Genomic DNA, 20636 nt, shown 5'->3' on the forward strand with positions numbered 1-20636 from the left:
CTTTTTGATGTACATCAATTTCATCGAAAGCCCTCACTGATTTTCAGTCGCAGTTCAGGTCCGCATGTTGTCATAGAGGGGAGATGATAAGGCTAAGAGGTTTCTCCCATGACTAAAGCACACAAAGCATCGAACCAAGAGCAGTTTCTGCTGCGCCGAAAACTTGCCGTTGAAGGTATTGAAGAGGGCGAATGGTCTGATTTTATTCACGAACTCAACCATCATCCCTGTGTAGATTTTGCCGAACGCAAGGCAAATAACCAACTGCAAGTCACCTTCGATGGAACCCATTGGTCCACCGATGAGTTGCTGGAGGCGATTGAAGCACATGGCGGTCGGTTGAAGGGGGGGTGGTGGACTAAACGGAAGCTGGCGTGGTATCGATTTACAGATGACAACGTTCGTGCCAATGCCAAGCATGATCCGTTTTGCTGTTCAAAGATCCCGCCCATGAAACGAAAATAACCGGAGGTTAAATGAGCAGGGAGCAAGATAGAACCACTCGCTATAAGGAAGGCAGTCTCACACTCGCGGGAACCGTTATGCTCGGTACCGGCGTCATGATCGGCGCCGGTATCTTTGCACTTACCGGGCAGATGGCGCAGATGACCGGTGTTCTTTTCCCATTGGCGTTTCTGGCGGCTGCGGTGATCGTCAGCTTCAGCTCTTATTCCTATATCAAGATTTCTGATGCCTACCCCTCAGCCGGGGGCATTGGCATGTACCTTCACAAGGCTTACGGAAACCGTCTGCCGACGGCGTTTAACGCCCTGCTGATGTATTTCTCGATGGTGATCGCCCAGAGCTTCCTCGCGCGCACGTTCGGCTCGTACACCATGCAGCTGTTCGGTGGCGATGAAAGCGGTCGCATGGTGCCCATTCTCGGCGTGTCGTTGATCCTGGCGGCGTTTCTGATCAACCTGCTCGGTAACCGAATGATTCAGGGGGTGGCCTCCTTCATAGGCATCCTGAAGATCGGAGGTATAGTGATTTTCGGGGTCGTGGGTGTTTGGGTTGCAGATAGTCTGTCAGTCGACTTTTCAGGCACGGGCGAAGCCGGAGCAACGGGGAATTTCCTGGGTGCGACGGCACTTGGAATACTGGCCTTCAAGGGCTTTACTACGATCACTAACAGCGGCTCTGAAGTCATAGATCCCAAGCGGAATGTAGGGCGGGCCATCATTATTTCCATCGCGGCCTGCGTGGTGATTTATACTTTGGTTGGTTTTGCTGTGGCCAGTAACCTGTCGCTGGCTGAAATCATCGAAACGCAGGATTACTCGCTTGCTGCCGCCGCGCGCCCGGCTCTGGGAGAGTACGCGGTCTGGTTCACCGTTGCCATTGCCATGATGGCCACCGCCGGCGGTATTCTAGCCAGTATTTTTGCGGTCTCACGTATGCTTGCGATGTTAACCGAAATGAAACTGGTTCCCCATCGTCATTTCGGTATGCCGGGCAGTATCCAAAAGCACACGTTGGTGTACACCGTGGTCCTGGGGCTGGTTCTGACGGCTTTCTTTGATCTCTCCCGGATTGCAGCATTAGGTATCGTATTCTATTTGGTAATGGATATTGCCATTCACTGGGGAGTCCTTCGTTATTTGCGCCACGATGTGAAGGCAAAGGCGTGGGTGCCAGCGGTTGCCATCCTCCTGGATTTGCTCGTACTCGGAGGGTTTGTTTGGGTCAAACTGAACTCTGACCCGTTTGTGATTGGCGTTGCGGTTGGCACGATGGTTGTTATTGCGGCAGCAGAGCAGTTTTTTCTGAAAAGGTTCCAGGAAACCGGACATTCGGGACATGATGAATCTCATGCCCATGATCACCACTAATCAGTAGTCAACCGGGAGGACAGCACCGTGATGGAAGGTGATATGTTTGGCAACACAATGTGGGCAGGTCACTGGCTCTGGATGCTGGTGATTGGCATTGTGGTAGTGATACCGGCCTGGCGTATCTGCCAGCGCACGGGATATCCGGGGTGGATGGGGGTCTTGATACTTATCCCCATCGTCAATCTGGTTTTGCTCTACTTCATCGCTTTTAGTGACTGGCCAGTTGAGCGGAGTGGAAAATAAGTGGACTGTTTTAATGCAATTGATACATTGAGCTTTCTTCACAATCCTACGATACGACTTAAGGCTGTTGTTCGTGTGATCACAATAATTGAAAGAAACTGGGAGATAACCAGATGAAAGCAATAAATTTTAAACTGTTCGTATTTTTGACTTTTTTGCAAGCGCCATTTTTGCACGCTGAAGAAGTTCTTTCTGGCGAAGATGTCGCAGATGTTGTCGTCGGAAACACGGTGCAAATGGAATTCCGAGATGCTCAGGACAATTTTCGCACTCGAACTTTTCATGAGTACTATGATCCTGATGGTTCGATCTATGGAATGACCAAATATCGCGAACAACAGGGAAACCTTACCCACTATATCGGAAGATGGGAGGTCAAAGACGGTAAATTTTGCACATCTGTCTATGGTCGCGACTATTCCTGTAACAAGATAAAGCCTTTGTCTGGAAATGATTTCGAATTGCTCAATGAGGGAGGCAAGATAAGGAACGTCAAGGTATATGAAGGGAAGCATCATGGACTGGAGTAAGGATATCTGAGGGTGAGTTTTTAGCCTCTGTTTGCTCGGGAAGTACGGTTCGCCCATGCGGAACCAAGAAGCGAGTTAAGGGCATATTGATCTTGTCTCTGGAGAACGCTATCGGAGTGCAGACTCCGTTGCGCGACTTGAGGATTGGATGATGAGTATTTTGGAGCAGTACGGTCTGCTGCTTGCCTTGGTGCTTGGCATCGCAGCTACGGTTTTGGCCCTGTTTGGGATTGCCCGTGCCATGGGCCCGACGCGTCGGGAGCCGGGCAAGGACGTGCCAGCGAGTTCCGGAGTGTTGTCACGGGACCCGGTCTGGGGCCGCTATCACGCACGGTACTACGGCTACGCGCTGCTCTTTCTGGCCTTCGACATGGAAATGGCATTTATGTACCCCTGGGCAGTTGTATACAGGGAAGTAGGGCTGGTTGCTTTGTATGACATGGGGGTGTTCCTTGCCATTCTCTTTCTTGGTTTGCTCTACGGCTGGAGTCAGGGGGCATTGAGGCGGCAATGACTTCTGACCCGACAATGAGCATTACGGGCGCGCGCCAGCGGCAGGAGCGGTTCACGGTACTTCAGAAGTGGGTTTCCCGGGCCCTCGCGGGCAACCTGAGCTGCCTGATCGTCCCGGGGCCTGAAGTGGCACTGTCCCATGGCCTGGATGTGACAGCGGCAGGTATGCGCATCACCGCGACACCTCGCGATGCGAGCGTGCTCCTGATTATCGGCGAGCTTTCAGAGAAAATGAACGAGGCCGTGGCGGTGCTCTATGCGCAGATGCCGAGGCCGCGAGCCATTGTCAATTTGGGCGGACAGACGCCGTCAACGCTACCGGACGCTGATTTTTCCGCGGGTGTTTCGCAAGCCGGCCTGATCGACGCGGTTGACTGGTTGAAGCGCGCGCTGGCCAAGGGCGCATTCTCAGACTCCCCCGAGGATTTCGACGCCCCTGTTCTGCACGCCAGAATCGAGTATGTCTGCCCCATGCACCCGGAAGTTGTCCAGAACGAGCCGGGTAGTTGCCCCAAGTGTGGCATGGACCTGGTCGCCCGGGAGGCAGGGGAGCCGGCCCCCGAGCATGACCATGGGCACGATCATCGCGAGCACCGGCACCATGAGCACGAACACCAGCATCATGAGCACGAACACCAGCATCATGAGCACGAACACCAGCATCATGATCATGCGCAGCAGCACGAACACCATGAACACGAACACGATCATGGTCACTGCCATGACCATCATGATTCGCATGAGCACGATCATGAGCAGCACGAGGGTCATCAGCACTCGCACGAAAACCATCATGATCACGGACACAAGCACCAGCACGATGAGTCCGACGGCGACGCGGAGGAGAAAGGTTCTGGGCATGATCACAGTGGCCACCATCACAGTGGGCACCATCACAGTGGGCACGGTCATGATAGCCACGAACATGGCGGCCATGATCATGTAGGTCACGGTCATAGTGGTCATGATCATGGTGGGCATGATCATGGTGGGCATGACCACGGCGCCTCGGGATTCATGTCCATGATTGAAGTGACCAAGGACCTGCCTCGTAGCGCCGACGGGTTGGCGATGGACTGGATGAAGGTGCCGTTCGGTCCGGTTTTCCCCGGTCTGCCTGGTGGGCTCAAGTTGACGCTGACTCTTGACGGTGACGGCGTAACAGAAGGACAGGCCACATCCTTGGTGGGCATGATCAATGAGAGTGAAGAAGGCAAGGAGATCGACGCCGAGACCTTTATCGAGCGCCTGGCGTCGGCCATGCCACTGGCCAGCGTGAGCTACCGACTGCTGGCCTGCCTGGCAATCGAGCGGGCGGCTGGTCTGGAGAACGATTCGGCAACCGATCAGGCCCGGGCTGTGGCGCTTGAATGTGAGCGCATCGCCAGTCACCTGGGTTGGCTGGCGCAAACGGGGCGCCAGCTCGGCTTCGCCTGGTTGACGGATCGTGCCGCAACCCTGCAACTGGAGATCCGCCGCGCCAGTGGAAAACGGCTTGTGGAACTGACGCCCGCTCTGCAGGCATTGGCGGCTCGTCTTGGGCGAACGCCTTTGCTCAAATCGCGATTGACGGGGATCGGCGTACTGCCATCGGGCACTGCGGGCCTGAGTGGCCCCGTGGCGCGCGCTGCTGACGACGCCGGAGATGCCTGGGCGCGCCTGTGGCAGCGCCTGGACGAAATCATCACGAGCCTCGACTACATCAAGGCAACCGGGGAGCCGGGGCTACCTGTTTTGCGAAACATCGGGCGTGGATCAGGCACCGGTGAGGCCACCGTGGAAACCCCGCGCGGCGAGGCTCAACTGAGCCTGATTCTGGAACACGGCCAGGTGAAATCCTACAGGTTGGACACCGCCTGCAGTCACCATATCGGTCTGGTGGCAACGCTTGTGGAGGGCCGGGAACTGGGCGACGCACTGGTGGCGGTCGGATCACTTGACCTCTCGCCCTGGGAGGTGATCTCGTGAACTTCGTCATCGTGTTGGTTGCGTTGCTTGGCAGTGTCTGGCTGCTCGCCGTGATCGAAGGCTGGACGACAACCGGCCGCCTGCGTCTGACCGCGCCTCTGCTCAGCGGCCTGGCATACCTCGGTCGTGAATCCATTGTGCCGCGTACGCCGGACCGGGTCTTTTTCGAGACGGCGCCGGTGCTACTGCTGATCGTCGCGGTGCTTGGCGCGGCGGTTCTGCCTCTGGCGCCGACCCTGGTGATCGCGGATCTGGCTACCGGTGCGCTGTTCATCAACGCGGCGCTTGCCTATGTGCTGGTGGCGCTGATCATGGCCGGCTGGGGCCCGAATGGCGCCTACGCCATGATCGGCGGCTGGCGATTCCTTGGCCAGCTCATCGCCTACGCCATGCTTATTGTCATGCCCATCACTGCGGTGGCGATGCGCGCCGAATCCCTGGTGACCACGGTGATCGTTGGCTCCCAAGACGGCTTGTGGAACATTGTCTATCAGCCGCTTGGTTTCGTGCTGTTTTTCATTGCCGCCATGGCGCTGGCGTTTCGTGCGCCTTTTGATCTGCCAACCGCACCCGGGGAACTGGGCGGGGGTGTGGACGCGGAATACACCGGCGTGCGCCTGGCGGTGTTGCGCCTGGCCAGGCTGACGCTGGTGATCACGCTGGCTTCCGCGACCACGGTGTTCTACCTCGGCGGTTGGCACGGGCCGCTGCTGCCGCCCTGGGCCTGGAGCCTGATCAAGACCCTGGCCGTGGCCGTGTCGATGCTCCTGGCGGGTCGGTATCTGCCGCGCATTCGCGAGGCGGATCTGATGAGGTGGTGCTGGATCCTGGGGATTCCCCTGGCACTGCTCAATATCATTGTTGTCGGTTTACTGGTTCTGGTGGTTCCATAATGTACGCTCAGGCTTTTTTTGTTGCCGTTTTCGGGCTGGCCGCCATCGGCTTCGGCGTGGTGGTGTTTCGCACATCGTCCATGGTGCGTTCCGCGCTGGCGCTGTTGTTTTCTCAGACTGCCGTCGGCTGCATGTTCCTGGCGATGCAGACCGAATTCCTGGGCGTGCTGCAGATCATGATGATGGCCACGGAGATGAGCATCATGGCGATTTTCATGGTGATGTTCATGATGGACCCGGGCGGGATGGGGGGCATGGATATGACCCACCAGAAGCGCTTTTCAATTGGCGCTGGCGTGGTCGCTGCCGGTGTTGCGATAGTGGTCGCGTTTTGGGCCGATTGGGGACCTGTAACGGCCGAGGCGCCGGATGCGGCGATGCAGACACGGGCGCTGGGCATCGAGTTGCTGGGACGTTCCATGCTGATCTTCGAAACCGCCGGCGTTACTATCCTGACCGCAATGATCGCGGCCACGGCGGTGGCGATACCGGTGCAAACGACGGCCAATAGTGCTGACAAGGAGGATACGGAATGACTCTCGTCCTGATCGTGGCGCTTGTAACCGGTGCAATCCTGTTCGGTATTGGTGTTTATGGCGCGTTGTCCCAGACCAATCTGGTTATGATCATGATGGGGGTGGAGCTGATTCTTGCGGGCGCGTTGGTGAACCTGGTCGCCTTCTGGCGTTTTCTGCACCCCGAAAGCTACTCCGGCCAGATGTTCGTGCTGGTGGTGATGACCGTCATGGCGGTCGAAATGGCGGTTGGCTTCGGTGTCGCGATTGCGCGTTTCCGGGCCAAGGGCTCGGTTGAAATGGAAGAAGCCGGGGACCTGAAAGGATGAGTGCAGTGCTTCTACCGATAATGCCACCGCTGATCGCGGCCATGGCGTTGCTGGTCCTGCGCCGGGGCTCCACGGCGCTGGTTCTCGGCGGGGCGACGTTGAGTCTGGGCGGCAGTCTATGGTTACTGACCCGGGTCGCCGGCGGGCAGGCCGAAACCCTGCTTCTGCCGGGGCTGCCAGACATGCCGCTTCGAATGGTTGCCGGACCTCTGGAAGCGCTGTTGACGGTGGCGGTGGCCACCGTAGGCACGTTCGTGCTGATTTATGCAGTTGGTTATATGAAGCGGGAGTCCGGCCTGTGCCGCTTCTACGCCGTAATGTCCCTGTTCCTGGCTGCCATGCAGGCGCTGGTGCTGTCCGGCGACTGGGTTCTGTTGCTGGCGGCCTGGGAATTGATCGGTTTGTGCAGTTACCTGCTGATTGGCTTCTGGTTCCAGCGACCCGAGGCCGCGGATGCCGCCGGTCGCGCTTTCCTCTACACTCGTAGCGCCGATCTGGGTTTGTACGTGGCGGTATTTATGCTGATTGGGTCGGCCGGTACCGGCGAGATTGCCGCCTCCCTGGAGGCCGGCGGCAGTGCCTCGACCGCCGCGGGGCTTTTGTTGCTGCTGGCCGCCATGGGTAAGTCGGCCCAGGTCCCCTTGCAGGACTGGCTTATGCGCGCGATGGCGGGGCCGACACCGGTCTCGGCGCTGCTGCACTCGGCCACCCTGGTGGCGGCGGGTGCTATCCTGCTGATCCGTTCGGCCCCGCTGCTGACACCCGAGGTGTTGCTCGTCGTCGGACTTGTCGGCGGCGTTACCACGGTGGCAGCCGGGGTTATTGCACTTGCCGAGCGTGATCTCAAACGCCTGCTCGCGGCTTCCACTGCCAGTCAATATGGCTTGATGCTGGTTGCGGTTGGAGCCGGCGTTCCGCTGGCGGCTCTCATGCATTTGCTCGCCCATGCAGCCATCAAGAGCACCCTGTTTCTTGCCGCCGGAGACTTCCAGCATGCTCGCGGGGGTACCGGGTTCGATCAGTTGGAGGGGGTTGGTCGTGACAGACCCTGGACTTTTGCCGGCTTTGCGCTGGCAGCGCTGGCACTGGCCGGTATCCCGCCACTGAGTGGGTTCTTCTCCAAGGATGCGGTAATCGCCGCCGCCCTGTCTGCGCAGGGTGCCGCCTGGCTCGGCCCCCTGGCGCTGGCCGGTACCCTGCTGACCGGCGGCTATATGGCCCGGGCCTTGTGCCTGCTGTGGCGAGGCTCCGGAGAAACCCGCCCGGTTGCCGGTAGTGCCTGGATGACTTTGGGCGTTTGGGGGTTGGCGGTCCCTGCCACGATTCTCGGCCTGGCCTTCGGCCCCATCGAGGCCGTTCTTGATCTGCCCGCCGTCACCGCAGGCACATTGGCCGTGCTCCTCGGGCTTCTTGCTGCCGCGTGTGGCCTCGGCCTGGGCTGGCTCGTGCCGGCTCCCCGCCTGCTAGGTCCGGTCTATCCGTGGGCGCGACGCGGACTTTCCGTTGGCGGTGGGCTTACGGTCTGGGTCGGTAGGCCAGCAATGGCTGTAGCCCGAGGATGTGAGCGTTTGGAAGGGCGTCTGTATGAAGCTGTGCTTTCTCTTGGGCGCGCCGGTCTCTTCCTTGCCTCTGCGGGCGAGCGAACGGAGCGGGGCTTGTTCAAGATTGTGCTTTGCGTGGGCAGAGTGAGCCTGAGGGTCGCGACCTACGTGCGGTTTGGAGATGAACGCCGTATCGACGGCCTGATTTTCGCCCTGGTGGCGGCTGTGCGTGCACTGGGTGCACGAGCCCGAAACCTCCAAAGCGGCCTCATCCACCACAGCCTGGCGATCAGTGCGGTCGCAATCGCCGTCACATTGGCTGTTCTGCTTTTTGCTTCATCGACGAGCTTTTAGAGGAAACCCATATTCATGTTACCACTTGTCTCGCTCACCCTGTTTTTGCCGCTGGTCGGCGCGGTGCTGATTCTGTGTCTTCCGAAGCCCGCAACGCGTACGGTACACGTCATAGCGATTATTACCGCCGCCCTTACACTGATCGGTGCTCTGTCCATGTGGTTTCAGGGTGCGAGCGGTGCAGGCTTTTCCCAGGTCGAAGAGCTGCAATGGATACCGGCCATCGGTGCCGCCTACCGGGTGGGAGTTGATGGGATCAGTCTGCCTTTGGTGCTGTTGAGCGCCGTTCTTTTCCTGGTTGCTGTGATCTATGCGTCGTCGCTTCGTGAACGTCCGCGCGCCTATATTGCTCTGGTACTTCTTCTGGAAACTGCGTCTATCGGTACCTTTACAGCCCTCGACGGTATCCTGTTCTACGTCTTCTTCGAGGTTTCCCTTGTCTCCATGTATTTCATGATCGCCGGGTGGGGCCACGAAGACAGGCAACGGGCAGCGTTGATGTTTTTTATATACACCTTGCTGGGAAGTCTGCCGCTTCTGCTTGCTATCCTCGGGCTTTATCTGGGCAGCCCCGAACCGACCTTCGACATGCGAGCCTGGATTGAGAATCCCCCCCTGGAGGGCGCGGCGGCCATGTGGGCATTGATCGCTATGCTGATCACCTTTGCGGTAAAGATCCCCGCGGTGCCCCTGCATACCTGGTTGCCCGCCGCACACGTGCAGGCGCCGACCGTCGGCAGCGTCATCCTCGCCGGCGTCATGCTGAAATTCGGCACTTACGGGCTGGTTCGATTTGCCCTGCAAATGACCCCAGATGCGTTCCGTGAAGCGGGCGTTGTTGTTCTTGTTCTCGGTGTTGTCAGCGCGCTCTACGGGGCTTTTGCCGCTCTGGCGCAGAGTGATCTGAAACGCTTGGTCGCCTATACGTCGGTTAACCACATGGGGTATGTCATTGTCGGTGTGGCCGTGGCGGCAATAACTCTGGATCCCTCGGTGCGAACTGTTGCTTTGGATGGTGCGGTATTGCAGATGTTCAGCCATGGACTGGTTACCGGTGCCTTGTTCTTGCTGGTGGGCATGATCCAGGACCGTGCCCACACCCGTGAAATGGGCGAATTGGGTGGGTTGCTCAAGACGGTCCCAATGCTCGGCTGGACCTTTGTGTTGGCGGCCTTTGCATCGCTGGGCTTGCCCGGGCTGGCGCACTTTCCGGCCGAGTTTCAGATATTTCTTGCCACTTTAAGCGCTTCGCCTGCCGCGGTGGTTGTGATTTTGGGTATTGCCATTATTGCCGGTACGTTTCTCAAAGCACTGCGGGAAACCTTTCTGGGCGAGCCCCGGCAGCGCTGGCAGTCCATGCCTGATTTGAGCGCTCGTGAGTGGCTTGCTGTGGGGCCATTGCTGGTGCTCACTGTCGGCACTGGCGTGGCACCCTCCTGGGTGCTGGGTATCATCCACCGCACTACATCGGCGCTGGCACTGTGATGGCTCGTGATCTTGCACTGTTGATTCCTGAAATTGCCGTACTGTTGACGGCTGTCGGTGCGCTGATCGCGGAAATGCTGCGTAGGCCGCAAATTGCGCTGCTGGTCGCAGTTAGCGGTCTGATCGTTGCCACGGGTCTGACCGTCAGTCTGATTGGTGAGGACACAACGGTGTTTGGTGGCAGTTTCCGGGTTGACGACCTCAGTGTGTGGGCCAAACTCATTCTGCTGCCGGCCACCATCCTCGCCATATTTTTGGCGAGAGTGGATGTGAGAGGCACCGTGCGAGAGGGCACGGTTTACAGCCTGCTTTGCTTTGCCACCATCGGCGCGCTCGTTCTGGCAGGCGCGGGTGATACGATGTTCCTTGTATTGGGTACATTATTAACTGGCCTGGCCACCTTTGCCTTGGTTGCCTACCCGGATACCGACCCTGCCACAGAGGCCGCCATGAAGTTTTTCGTGTTCGCCTCGGTCACAGGTGCGATCATGATTTTCGGCCTGAGTTACTGGTTCGGCGCTGCGGGATCCACGTTACTCGCGGATCTTCCTGGTATGGATACCATGCCAATGGCGGTTCTTCTTGGGTTCGTGGCGGTGGTTGTCGGTCTGGGTTACAAAGCCTCGCTGGTTCCATTCCATTTCTGGGCGCCAGATGCCTATGAGGGTGGGCCACTGTCAATAGCGGCCTACCTGTCAGTGGTGCCCAAGATCGGTGCTCTGTTCGCACTCGCTCAGGTGGTTCGCGATCTACCCCCGGAAAGTGGTTGGACCGCCATCATCGCCGGTCTGGCTGTTCTGACCATGACCTATGGTTATCTGGCCGCGCTGGTGCAGGATAACGTCGTTCGGCTGCTGGCCTATTCGTCGATTGCCCAATCCGGCTATTTCCTTCTGGGTATCCTGGCAGTCGGCGCCAGTGAACTTGCTCTGCCATCCATTATACTGTTTGCTGCCGCCTATGCGGCCATGAATCTGGGCGCTTTCGCCGTTGCCGCCAATATCGGACGGACTCTGAACGATTTTGACGGATTGGGGCGCGCCCAACCGCTTATTGGCATCGCAATGGTGGTCTTTCTGCTATCGCTGGTCGGGATTCCGCCACTTGCCGGCTTCGTTGGGAAGTTCCTGCTCTTCGCCGCCGTTATTGATGTCCAATTCACCTGGCTGGCGGTGGTTGCAATTGCCAACAGTGTACTTTCACTGGCGGTATATCTGCGCATTGTCGTGCCCATGTACCAGCAGGCGGCGACGGAATTCGCGCCGGTGGGCAAAGCTCTTGGCACGGTGGTAGTGACAACCTTTGCTGCCACGCTGATCCTCGGTCTGGCGGCCCAGTTCTTTCTCTTGGGACTGGTAGCGTGGTCGTCGTCCTAATTCCTCCCCTGGCGATGTTGGCAATCGTGCTGGCAATGGTTACTGCACGAAGGCCTCAATCGGTGCGATGAAGCCATATTAGTAGACAACACAGTCTGTGCGGTACCTGCTTTCAAAGCAGCGCCAGTATGAAGCCTTCAGATACCTTGCTCTACTCGATTATGCCCGCGGAGTTGCTGTTTCCTGCAGGTCTTGATTTATGGCAGTGAGTAGTGCGCTCTGCTGACTGAGGCCGGCTGGAAACAGTCTTGTGAATTTGATCGGGATCAAAAATTGAGAACGATTGCTCTGCTGATTCAGTTCCGTTTCAGGCTGGGCGGATAGGGTGATGATTCAGAACAGGAGGGGGTATGTCGGACACGGTCAATGAGTTGCTGGTCAACTACTGGGCAACCGGTTTTTTTGTGATCGCTGCCCTCGGCTTATGTGCCTTCATGGCAGGCGTTTCCAGCCTGCTTGGCGGGCGCAGCCATGGCGTCAGCAAAACCATCCCGTTTGAGTCCGGTATTGTCGGTGTCGGTGACGCCCGCCAGCGGTTTTCCGTCAAGTTTTATCTGGTCGCGATGCTCTTTGTGATCTTCGATATTGAGGCGGTGTTTCTGTTTGCCTGGGCGGTTGTGATTCCGGAAACGGGCTGGAGCGGGTTCTGGGGCGCGGCGGTTTTTATCCTGATACTGCTTGCCGGCCTGCTCTACGACAGTCGCTCCGGGGCGTTGGAGTGGGCCCCCGAGGGTTCTCAGGGACACGGGGAGGGCTAATCGTTCGGTTCCAGGGTGTATTCAGTTCCCGATGATTGTCGTCCGGACCTTGATCACTGTCAGCAAACCTTTATATGGAGACCAGCCATGCCTTACAGACTGACACGGGCCGAGGAAGAGCAGGAATCCAGTGACCGTTACCCGATGGGGCGCCGGCAGTCATCGGAGGAATACGTCAAAAGCCAGCTTGAACGCAACGTATTCACCGGCAAGCTGAGTGACGTCCTCAACTCGGCGGTGAACTGGGGGCGCAAGAACTCCTTGTGGCCCTATAACTTCGGCCTGTCCTGCTGCTACGTGGAAATGACCACCGCATTTACCTCGCCCCATGACATTGCGCGCTTCGGGTCGGAGGTGATCCGCGCCTCGCCGAGGCAGGCCGACTTTATGGTGATAGCGGGTACCTGTTTCATCAAAATGGCTCCGGTTATTCAGCAGCTCTACGATCAGATGCTGGAACCCAAGTGGGTCATTTCCATGGGCTCCTGCGCCAACTCCGGCGGTATGTACGACATCTATTCGGTGGTTCAGGGGGTTGACAAGTTCTTGCCCGTGGATGTCTATGTAGCGGGCTGTCCGCCGCGGCCCGAGGCCTTCCTGCAGGCACTTCAGTTGTTGCAGGACTCGATTCAGGAGGAGCGCCGGCCGCTGTCCTGGGTCGTGGGGGATCAAGGGGTTTATAAGGCCGAGATGGGGTCCCAGCGGGAGCAGAAACGGAGCCAGCGAATCGAGGCCACCGAACTGAGGACTCCGGACAAACTCTGAGCACCGCCTCCCGATTTGCCCAACCTTGACAGGAGATGAGTCAGTATCATGAGCACAGACGCTCTCGACAGGCATGCACCGGCCCAGTCCGGCATTGACCGGGCCCTCGGGCTTCTGGACGGATTCCGGGAACACATCGAGCACGTTCAGCCCACCCTGACCGGGCTTCCGGTGCTGTGGGTGCGACGTGAGCGGATAGTGGAGATACTGCGCCACCTGAAGGCGCCGCCGGCGTCTTTTTCCATGCTTTACGATCTCTCTGCCGTGGACGAGCGGCTCCGTGCCCACCGTGACGGGCTACCAGCCGCGGATTTCACGGTCTTCTATCATCTGCTGTCGGTGGATCGTAATGAAGACCTGATCATCAAGGTGGCGCTGACCGGTGGCGACCCGAACCTGCCAAGCGTGACCCGGGTGTTTGCCAATGCCAACTGGTATGAGCGGGAAATCTGGGATCTGTTCGGCATTACCGCAACCGGCCATCCCCATCTGCAACGGCTGCTTATGCCGCCCACCTGGCATGGCCACCCATTACGCAAGGACTATCCCGCGCGGGCCACGGAATTCGACCCCTACACCCTGACAGTGGAGGGGCAGCAGACGGAGCAGGAGGCGCTGAAATTCGAACCGGAAGCCTGGGGCATGCAGCGTGAGCGGGATGGCAGCGAGTTCATGTTCCTCAATCTGGGCCCCAATCATCCCTCTGCCCACGGTGCCTTCCGGATCGTGCTTCAACTGGACGGCGAGGAGATCATCGACTGCGTGCCGGATATTGGCTATCACCACCGGGGCGCGGAAAAAATGGCCGAGCGCCAGACCTGGCACAGCTTCATTCCCTATACCGACCGCATCGACTACACCGGCGGCGTAATGAACAACCTTCCCTATGTCCTTGCGGTTGAGAAACTGGCGGGTATCGAGGTGCCCGACCGGGTCAAGACGGTCCGGGTGATGATGGCGGAGATGTTCCGTATTAGCAGCCATTTGCTGTTCCTGGGGACCTACCTGCAGGATCTGGGCGCCATGTCGCCGGTGTTCTACAGCTTCACTGACCGCCAGCGGGCCTACAAGGTGATTGAGGGCATCACCGGTTTTCGCATGCATCCGGCCTGGTACCGGATCGGCGGCCTTGCCCAGGACCTGCCCGTGGGCTGGCAGCAACTGGTGCAGGAGTTCCTTGACTGGATGCCGCCGCGGCTGCGGGAATACGAGCTGGCCATGATGAGAAACGCCCTGGTGCGGGAGCGGACCCGGCATGTGGCTGCCTTCACCACCACCGAGGCCCTGGAATGGGGCGTGACCGGTCCCAACCTGCGGGCCACTGGCTGCAACTTCGATCTGCGCAAACAGCGGCCCTATTCCGGCTATGAGAACTTCGACTTCGAGGTGCCTCTGGGGCAGCACGGAGACGTTTTTGACCGGGGCCAGCTGCGTATTGAGGAAATGCGGCAGAGCCTGCGCATTATCCAGCAATGCGTCGATCACATGCCCGCGGGCGACTACAAGGCGGACCACCCGTTGACCACCCCGCCACCCAGGGAGCGGATGTTGCAGCACATCGAAACGCTGATCACGCACTTTCTGCAGGTGTCCTGGGGTCCGGTTCTGAAACCCGGCGAATCCCTGCAAATGGTGGAGGCCACCAAAGGCATAAACAGTTATTACCTGACCAGCGACGGCAATAACATGAGCTACCGAACCCGCATCCGGACTCCGAGCTTTCCGCACCTGCAGCAGATACCGTCCTTGATGCGCGGAGGCTTCGTGCCGGACATGATCGCCCACCTGGGCAGTATCGATTTCGTAATGGCAGACGTGGATCGCTGATGATGGCAACAACCCCGCACACAACCGAACTGATCGGCAGTGACCGTTTTGAACTGCACCCGGACGACGAAGCCGCGATTCTCCGGGAAAAGGAACACTACGAGCAGCCCCAGGCCGCTTGTATCGAGGCGTTGAAAATCGTCCAGCGCCGCCATGGCTGGGTTCCCGACGGTGCCATCATGGCCGTTGGGCGGTTGCTGGGCCTGGGATTCGCCGCGGTGGACGGCGTGGCTACCTTTTACAGCCTGATTTTCCGTCAGCCGGTAGGGCGCCATGTGATCCTGGTCTGCGACAGCAGCTCCTGCTTCCTGACCGGGTATGAAACGCTGAAACAGGCCCTGGTGGAGAAGCTGGGAGTGGACTACGGCGCCACCACCGCCGATGGCCGCTTCACCCTGTTACCCGTGTGTTGTCTCGGCGCCTGTGACGGTGCCCCGGCGCTGATGATTGACGGCGAAACCTTCGGGCCGGTCACACCGGAGGATCTGTCCGACCTGCTGGAGGGCTACGAATGAGCGGATCCACCTCAGGTCAAGGCAACCCGCTGCGTTATCACAGCCGGATACGGCAATCCGGTACCGAGCGTCAACCCGAAACCCATCCGCTGACCTGGAGGCTGAGGGACGACGGCGAGGTGGTCTGGCTCGGCGAATATCTGGATAAGGATGGTTATCAGTCGGTCCGCCGGGCATTGGCCGAGAGCGACCCCCAGGGCATCATCACCGTGGTGAAAGACGCCAATGTGCGTGGCCGGGGCGGCGCCGGTTTTTCCGCTGGCGTCAAGTGGAGCCTGACGCTGCAGGGGGGTGACATGCCCCGGGGCTACCTGATCTGCAACGCGGATGAAATGGAACCGGGCACCTTCAAGGACCGGTTGCTGATGGAGCAGCAACCCCACCTGCTGATTGAGGGGATGATCCTCGGAGCCCGGGCCAACAACGCCCGGCAAGGCTACATTTTTCTGCGGGGTGAATACGTGGAGGCTGCCCGGGTGCTGAACCGGGCCATTGATGAGGCCCGCGAAGCCGGCTGGCTGGGGCCGGATATTGATGGCAGCGGGTTCGATTTCAACATCGCGGTGCATACCGGGGCGGGGCGCTACATCTGCGGCGAGGAAACGGCTCTGATCAATGCACTGGAGGGGAAGCGCGCCAATCCCCGGGCCAAGCCGCCGTTCCCCGGCCAGTCCGGAGCCTGGGGCAGGCCCACGGTGGTTAACAACGTCGAGACCCTGTGCAACATACCCGCCGTGATTCTCCATGGCGCTGACTGGTATCAGAACCTGTCCGGCAACCGTACCGGTGACGGCGGCACCAAGCTTTATGGCGTGTCGGGGCCGGTTGCGGAGCCGGGCCTCTGGGAGCTGCCCATGGGCGTCACCGGGGCCGAGCTGCTCGACCGGGCCGGGGGGCTGCAGCAAGGCCGTCGGCTCAAGACGTGGTTGCCCGGCGGCACCAGTACCGGCTTCCTGTTGCCGGAGCATCTGGAGCTGCCCCTGGACTTTGACTCTATCGCCAATGTCGGCAGCCGGCTGGGCACCGGCCTGATGATGGCGGTCCCCGAGGACCGGGGCATGGTATCGCTGATGCGCAACCTGGAGGAGTTCTTCGCCCGGGAATCCTGCGGCTGGTGCACTCCGTGCCGTGATGGTCTGCCCTGGGTGGTAAAACTGCTCCGGGACCTGGAAAAGGGACAGGGGCAGGCCGGCGACATCGAATTGCTCGACAAGCTGGCGGCGGACTGTGGCCCGGGGCTGACCTTCTGCGCCCTTGCCCCTGGCGCCGCCATGCCGCTGGAAACAGCGCTGCGGCACTTCCGGCAGGAGTTTGAGCAGGGCATTGGCAAGGTAAGCGGCGACACCCGGGGCGTTCCGGACCGGGTCGCAGCGGACGCGCCGGCAAACAACCGTTAGTTTCAACAGTCACTTTCAACAAACAGTGATCGTACTTTCTAGGTGAAGGCAGAAGCAAGCATGGCGACGATTCACGTGGACGGAAAAACCTACGAGGTCAACGGGGCGCACAACCTGCTCCAGGCCTGTCTGTCACTGGGCCTGGATATTCCCTATTTCTGCTGGCATCCGGCCATGGGAAGTGTCGGCGCCTGTCGCCAGTGCGCGGTGCGCCAGTACAAGGACAAGGACGACAACAAGGGCGTTCTGGTCATGTCCTGTATGACCCCGGCGGCGGACCAGACCCGAATCGATATCGATGACGAGGAAGCCCGGGCTTTCCGGGCCAGTGTGGTGGAGTGGCTGATGATCAATCACCCCCACGACTGCCCGGTGTGCGAGGAGGGCGGCCATTGCCACCTGCAGGACATGACGGTAATGACCGGCCATGACCGCCGCCGCTACCGGTTCAACAAGCGCACTCGCCGCAACCAGTACCTGGGGCCGTTCATCGCCCACGAAATGAACCGCTGCATTACCTGCTACCGGTGCGTGCGCTTTTACAATGACTACGCCGGTGGCACCGATCTGGGCGCCTTTGGTGCCCGGGACAACATCTACTTCGGGCGATACGCCGAAGGCACACTGGAAAGCCCGTTCTCCGGCAACCTCACCGAAGTCTGCCCCACTGGGGTGTTCACCGACCAGAGTCATTCCGATCACTACACCCGAAAGTGGGACCTGCAGTATGCCCCCGGCATCTGCCACCAGTGCGCGGTCGGTTGCAACATCAGCCCCGGGGAACGCTACGGCGAGATTCGCCGCATCGAAAACCGCTACCACGGTGAGGTTAACAGCCACTTCCTCTGTGACCGCGGCCGGTTTGGTTACGGATACGTCAACCGCGCCGACCGGCCGCGGGTTCCGGAATGGACCGAACGGCCGGGGCAGGAGGCCGTGACGCTGGGGGTAGATCCGGCCCTGGAGCGTATCACCGGCGCCCTGCGTCAGGCCCGGCGCATCATCGGCATCGGATCGCCCCGGGCCAGTCTGGAAAGCAATCACCAGCTATTGGCCATGGTGGGGCCGGAAAACTTTTCCACCGGGATAGAGTCCCGGGAGCAGGCGTGCCTGGCCATAATGAACCGGCTGCAGGAAACGTCGGGACTGCCCACCCCGACACCCCGGGAAATAGAACGCCACGATGCCATTCTGGTGCTGGGCGAGGACCCGGTCCAGAGCGCCGCGCGCCTGGGGCTGAATCTGCGTCAGGCTGTGCTGTCACGGCGGGAAGAACTGGCTGAACAGATCGGCGTGCCGGCCTGGAATGCCGAGGCCGTCAAGACCCTGGGGCAGGACCGGTACCACCCGCTGCACATTGTCTGGCCAGCGCCCACCGAGCTGGACAGTGTCGCTGTCGCCCGCCATGCCCTGGCGCCGGATGATATCGCCCGGCTCGGTTTCGCGGTGGCTCATGCCATCGACCCGGCGGCGCCCCCGGTGGACGGCCTCGACCCGGCCAGCCAGGAGCGGGCCGGAGAAATCGCCGTCAGCCTGTTAAAAGCGGCGCGGCCGCTGGTTGTCAGCGGCGGCTCCCTCGCCAGCGAGGCCATCCTGGAAGCCGCCGGTGCGGTTGCCCGGGCCCTGTCCAGGCGGGCAGCGCAGGGTGGGCTGGTGTTGATCCGGCGGGAGGCCAACAGCACCGGGCTGTCGCTCATGGGGGGGCAGACACTGGACTGGGCGCTGGATGAGTTGAGTGAGGGCCGGGCCGATGCGGTGGTGGTGCTGGAGAACGACCTGTATCAACGCCTGCCCGCCGACCGGGTGGAGCAGGCCCTGGCCCGTGCCAACACCCGCGTGGTGCTGGACCACCAGCGGACGAGAACCGCCGAGGGGGCGGACTTCATCCTGCCTGCTGCCAGTTTCGCGGAAGGGAGCGGAACCCTGGTAAATCTGGAAGGGCGGGCCCAGCGCTTCTTCCGGGTGTTCGAACCGGCCTACCTGCGCCCCGAGACCCGAATTCACGAGAGCTGGCGCTGGTTACACACCCTGGCCGCCGGGCTGCGGGGCGAAGCCCCCGGGGATATCAGCCTGGATCTGGCCACCCGGGCCTGCGCCGGGGCCCATCCAGGCCTGGCCGGGATTGTGGATGCCGCGCCCGGGGCCGATTATCGCATAGAGGGCCTGCGGCTGGCCCGTGAGCCCCAGCGTTACAGCGGCCGCACCGCCATGCGCGCCAACCTCGATGTAAATGAACCCCGCCCGCCACAGGATACCGATACACCCTTCGCTTACTCCATGGAAGGCTACAGCGGATTTGACCGGCCCCGGCAGCAGATACCTTTCGCCTGGGCGCCGGGCTGGAATTCCCCGCAGGCGTGGAACAAGTTCACCGATGAAGTGGGCGGTCACCTGCGCGGAGGGGACCCGGGCATAAGATTGATTCGGCCTCAGCCCGGCCATCGCGAATACCCCGACCCGGTCTTTGATGACGGCGCCACTGACAGCAGCGGGCTGCGGGCGCTGGTGTTGCCACGGGTGTTCGGGGGCGAGGAAACGTCTGCCCGGGCTGAACCTGTCCGGCAGCGGATGACCGCGCCGGTGGTCATCCTGGCCCGCCCGGATGCCGAGGCGCTGGGCGTGCGCGACGGCGACAGCCTGACGCTGCTTGGTGTGCGTGAGGGTGACAGCCTGATGCTGTTTGGCGGTCCGGACATTACGGTATCGGAGCAGGAAGACTGGCCCCCCGGCTGGGCTGGCCTGCCCGCGGGATTGTTGCCCGGCCTGGGGCAGGGCGCGACACTCACTTTAGGAAAACCCACGGGAGGTGAGTCATGAGCTGGTGGACTCCACAACTGGCAGCCACTCTCTGGGCCATGTTCCAGGCGCTGGTGATCCTGCTTGCCGTGGTCGTGGTGGGAGCGGCACTGACCGTGGTCGAACGTCGGCTGCTGGGCCTCTGGCAGGATCGTTATGGTCCCAACCGGGTAGGGCCATTCGGCACTCTTCAACTGATTGCCGATATGCTGAAGATCTTTTTCAAGGAAGACTGGACTCCGCCCTTTGCCAGCCGCGCCCTGTTTATGCTGGCACCCAACCTTGCCTTCGCTTCCCTGCTGCTGTCTTTCGTTATTATCCCCATAACACCGGGGTGGGGGGTGGCGGACATGCACATCGGGCTGCTGTTCTTCCTCGCGCTGGCCGGCATCAACGTCTACGCGGTGTTAATCGGTGGCTGGGCCAGTGGCAATAAGTATGCCTTGCTCGGCGCGTTGCGAGCCTCGGCCCAGACCCTGTCCTACGAAGTGTTCATGGGGCTGTCGCTCATGGGTGTGGTGGCCATGGCCGGCTCCTTCAACCTGCGCGACATCGTCGCGGCCCAGGAAGGCCTGTGGTTCGTGATTCCCCAGTTCCTGGGTTTCGTCACATTTCTGATCGCCGGCATCGCGGTGACACACCGCCACCCTTTCGACCAGCCGGAGGCGGAACAGGAACTGGCGGATGGTTACCATGTCGAGTACTCCGGTATGAAGTTCGGCATGTTTTTCATTGGCGAATACGTGGGCATGGTGCTGGTTTCCGCGCTGATCGTGACATTGTTTTTCGGCGGCTGGCAGGGCCCCTGGCTGCCACCCATTGTGTGGTTTGCCCTCAAGACCAGCTTCTTCCTGATGCTGTTTATCCTGCTCCGGGCATCGCTGCCACGGCCCAGGTATGACCGGGTGATGAGCTTTGGCTGGCGGGTGTGTCTGCCGCTGACCCTGGTCAATCTGCTGGCTACCGGGGCGGTGCTGCTACTGACCGGTTCATAGG

19 protein-coding genes are annotated in these 20636 nt (G+C 60.3%); all 19 read left to right on the plus strand.

Features of this window, described 5'->3' with window-relative positions; all coding sequences use genetic code 11:
- Positions 1 to 108 precede the first annotated feature (108 nt).
- Positions 109 to 465 (plus strand): hypothetical protein, encoded by a 357-nt coding sequence (locus MDHKLMBL_RS08125; RefSeq protein WP_104270554.1) that lies wholly within the window; start codon positions 109 to 111, stop codon positions 463 to 465.
- Positions 466 to 476: 11 nt separating this feature from the next.
- On the plus strand, positions 477 to 1832 hold the full coding sequence (locus MDHKLMBL_RS08130; RefSeq protein ID WP_104270555.1) for an APC family permease: 1356 nt from the start codon (positions 477 to 479) through the stop codon (positions 1830 to 1832).
- 27 nt (positions 1833 to 1859) lie between these two features.
- The gene (locus tag MDHKLMBL_RS08135; protein WP_099615972.1) at positions 1860 to 2078 is read left to right on the plus strand and encodes a hypothetical protein; all 219 of its coding nucleotides are present in this window, start codon (positions 1860 to 1862) and stop codon (positions 2076 to 2078) included.
- A gap of 113 nt (positions 2079 to 2191) precedes the next feature.
- Entirely contained in the window at positions 2192 to 2608 is a 417-nt protein-coding gene (locus MDHKLMBL_RS20800) for a hypothetical protein (protein ID WP_139043634.1), read from the plus strand.
- A 151-nt stretch (positions 2609 to 2759) separates the two neighbouring features.
- Positions 2760 to 3122: an NADH-quinone oxidoreductase subunit A gene (locus MDHKLMBL_RS08145; protein ID WP_008169436.1), complete on the plus strand. Its 363-nt coding sequence runs from the start codon at positions 2760 to 2762 to the stop codon at positions 3120 to 3122.
- Between the two features lie 1022 nt (positions 3123 to 4144).
- A complete protein-coding gene (locus MDHKLMBL_RS08155) occupies positions 4145 to 5089 on the plus strand; it encodes a Ni Fe-hydrogenase III large subunit (RefSeq protein ID WP_104270557.1) in 945 nt (314 codons plus the stop codon).
- Complete coding sequence (locus MDHKLMBL_RS08160; RefSeq protein ID WP_104270558.1) at positions 5086 to 5982, plus strand: complex I subunit 1/NuoH family protein; 897 nt, start codon at positions 5086 to 5088, stop codon at positions 5980 to 5982. Before MDHKLMBL_RS08155 ends, MDHKLMBL_RS08160 begins: the two co-directional genes overlap by 4 nt.
- The gene (locus MDHKLMBL_RS08165) at positions 5982 to 6518 is read left to right on the plus strand and encodes an NADH-quinone oxidoreductase subunit J family protein (protein WP_053113952.1); all 537 of its coding nucleotides are present in this window, start codon (positions 5982 to 5984) and stop codon (positions 6516 to 6518) included. Before MDHKLMBL_RS08160 ends, MDHKLMBL_RS08165 begins: the two co-directional genes overlap by 1 nt.
- A complete protein-coding gene (gene nuoK, locus MDHKLMBL_RS08170) occupies positions 6515 to 6826 on the plus strand; it encodes an NADH-quinone oxidoreductase subunit NuoK (RefSeq protein ID WP_053113951.1) in 312 nt (103 codons plus the stop codon). The genes MDHKLMBL_RS08165 and nuoK overlap by 4 nt, the downstream gene beginning before the upstream one ends.
- Positions 6823 to 8721 (plus strand): NADH-quinone oxidoreductase subunit 5 family protein, encoded by a 1899-nt coding sequence (locus MDHKLMBL_RS08175; RefSeq protein WP_104270559.1) that lies wholly within the window; start codon positions 6823 to 6825, stop codon positions 8719 to 8721. Before nuoK ends, MDHKLMBL_RS08175 begins: the two co-directional genes overlap by 4 nt.
- Before the next feature lie 15 nt (positions 8722 to 8736).
- Positions 8737 to 10206: a complex I subunit 4 family protein gene (locus MDHKLMBL_RS08180; RefSeq protein ID WP_104270560.1), complete on the plus strand. Its 1470-nt coding sequence runs from the start codon at positions 8737 to 8739 to the stop codon at positions 10204 to 10206.
- Positions 10206 to 11582 carry an NADH-quinone oxidoreductase subunit N gene (locus MDHKLMBL_RS08185; protein WP_104270561.1) on the plus strand — a complete coding sequence of 459 codons (1377 nt, stop codon included), beginning with the start codon at positions 10206 to 10208 and terminating at the stop codon, positions 11580 to 11582. The genes MDHKLMBL_RS08180 and MDHKLMBL_RS08185 overlap by 1 nt, the downstream gene beginning before the upstream one ends.
- A gap of 350 nt (positions 11583 to 11932) precedes the next feature.
- Positions 11933 to 12340 (plus strand): NADH-quinone oxidoreductase subunit A, encoded by a 408-nt coding sequence (gene ndhC, locus MDHKLMBL_RS08190; RefSeq protein WP_008169454.1) that lies wholly within the window; start codon positions 11933 to 11935, stop codon positions 12338 to 12340.
- A gap of 87 nt (positions 12341 to 12427) precedes the next feature.
- Entirely contained in the window at positions 12428 to 13105 is a 678-nt protein-coding gene (locus tag MDHKLMBL_RS08195) for a NuoB/complex I 20 kDa subunit family protein (RefSeq protein WP_008169455.1), read from the plus strand.
- Positions 13106 to 13153: 48 nt separating this feature from the next.
- The gene (gene nuoC, locus MDHKLMBL_RS08200) at positions 13154 to 14932 is read left to right on the plus strand and encodes an NADH-quinone oxidoreductase subunit C/D (protein WP_104270562.1); all 1779 of its coding nucleotides are present in this window, start codon (positions 13154 to 13156) and stop codon (positions 14930 to 14932) included.
- A complete protein-coding gene (gene nuoE, locus MDHKLMBL_RS08205) occupies positions 14932 to 15447 on the plus strand; it encodes an NADH-quinone oxidoreductase subunit NuoE (protein ID WP_008169459.1) in 516 nt (171 codons plus the stop codon). Before nuoC ends, nuoE begins: the two co-directional genes overlap by 1 nt.
- A complete protein-coding gene (nuoF, locus tag MDHKLMBL_RS08210) occupies positions 15444 to 16844 on the plus strand; it encodes an NADH-quinone oxidoreductase subunit NuoF (RefSeq protein WP_104270563.1) in 1401 nt (466 codons plus the stop codon). The genes nuoE and nuoF overlap by 4 nt, the downstream gene beginning before the upstream one ends.
- A gap of 60 nt (positions 16845 to 16904) precedes the next feature.
- Positions 16905 to 19661 carry an NADH-quinone oxidoreductase subunit NuoG gene (gene nuoG / locus MDHKLMBL_RS08215; protein ID WP_104270564.1) on the plus strand — a complete coding sequence of 919 codons (2757 nt, stop codon included), beginning with the start codon at positions 16905 to 16907 and terminating at the stop codon, positions 19659 to 19661.
- Entirely contained in the window at positions 19658 to 20635 is a 978-nt protein-coding gene (gene nuoH, locus MDHKLMBL_RS08220; protein WP_008169464.1) for an NADH-quinone oxidoreductase subunit NuoH, read from the plus strand. The genes nuoG and nuoH overlap by 4 nt, the downstream gene beginning before the upstream one ends.
- Position 20636 lies beyond the last annotated feature (1 nt).

This window comes from Marinobacter flavimaris, from assembly GCF_002933295.1.
GTDB lineage: Bacteria > Pseudomonadota > Gammaproteobacteria > Pseudomonadales > Oleiphilaceae > Marinobacter > Marinobacter flavimaris.

What these genes read in the sequence shown, in the direction of transcription:
- nuoH (WP_008169464.1), top strand. Translation starts at nt 19,658, where the DNA reads ATGAGCTGGTGGACTCCACAACTGGCAGCCACTCTCTGGGCCATGTTC.
- nuoK (WP_053113951.1), top strand. Translation starts at nt 6,515, where the DNA reads ATGACTCTCGTCCTGATCGTGGCGCTTGTAACCGGTGCAATCCTGTTC.
- MDHKLMBL_RS20800 (WP_139043634.1), top strand. Translation starts at nt 2,192, where the DNA reads ATGAAAGCAATAAATTTTAAACTGTTCGTATTTTTGACTTTTTTGCAA.
- MDHKLMBL_RS08130 (WP_104270555.1), top strand. Translation starts at nt 477, where the DNA reads ATGAGCAGGGAGCAAGATAGAACCACTCGCTATAAGGAAGGCAGTCTC.
- MDHKLMBL_RS08175 (WP_104270559.1), top strand. Translation starts at nt 6,823, where the DNA reads ATGAGTGCAGTGCTTCTACCGATAATGCCACCGCTGATCGCGGCCATG.
- nuoF (WP_104270563.1), top strand. Translation starts at nt 15,444, where the DNA reads ATGAGCGGATCCACCTCAGGTCAAGGCAACCCGCTGCGTTATCACAGC.
- MDHKLMBL_RS08195 (WP_008169455.1), top strand. Translation starts at nt 12,428, where the DNA reads ATGCCTTACAGACTGACACGGGCCGAGGAAGAGCAGGAATCCAGTGAC.
- MDHKLMBL_RS08165 (WP_053113952.1), top strand. Translation starts at nt 5,982, where the DNA reads ATGTACGCTCAGGCTTTTTTTGTTGCCGTTTTCGGGCTGGCCGCCATC.
- MDHKLMBL_RS08145 (WP_008169436.1), top strand. Translation starts at nt 2,760, where the DNA reads ATGAGTATTTTGGAGCAGTACGGTCTGCTGCTTGCCTTGGTGCTTGGC.
- MDHKLMBL_RS08185 (WP_104270561.1), top strand. Translation starts at nt 10,206, where the DNA reads ATGGCTCGTGATCTTGCACTGTTGATTCCTGAAATTGCCGTACTGTTG.
- nuoE (WP_008169459.1), top strand. Translation starts at nt 14,932, where the DNA reads ATGATGGCAACAACCCCGCACACAACCGAACTGATCGGCAGTGACCGT.
- MDHKLMBL_RS08180 (WP_104270560.1), top strand. Translation starts at nt 8,737, where the DNA reads ATGTTACCACTTGTCTCGCTCACCCTGTTTTTGCCGCTGGTCGGCGCG.
- MDHKLMBL_RS08125 (WP_104270554.1), top strand. Translation starts at nt 109, where the DNA reads ATGACTAAAGCACACAAAGCATCGAACCAAGAGCAGTTTCTGCTGCGC.
- ndhC (WP_008169454.1), top strand. Translation starts at nt 11,933, where the DNA reads ATGTCGGACACGGTCAATGAGTTGCTGGTCAACTACTGGGCAACCGGT.
- nuoC (WP_104270562.1), top strand. Translation starts at nt 13,154, where the DNA reads ATGAGCACAGACGCTCTCGACAGGCATGCACCGGCCCAGTCCGGCATT.
- nuoG (WP_104270564.1), top strand. Translation starts at nt 16,905, where the DNA reads ATGGCGACGATTCACGTGGACGGAAAAACCTACGAGGTCAACGGGGCG.
- MDHKLMBL_RS08155 (WP_104270557.1), top strand. Translation starts at nt 4,145, where the DNA reads ATGATTGAAGTGACCAAGGACCTGCCTCGTAGCGCCGACGGGTTGGCG.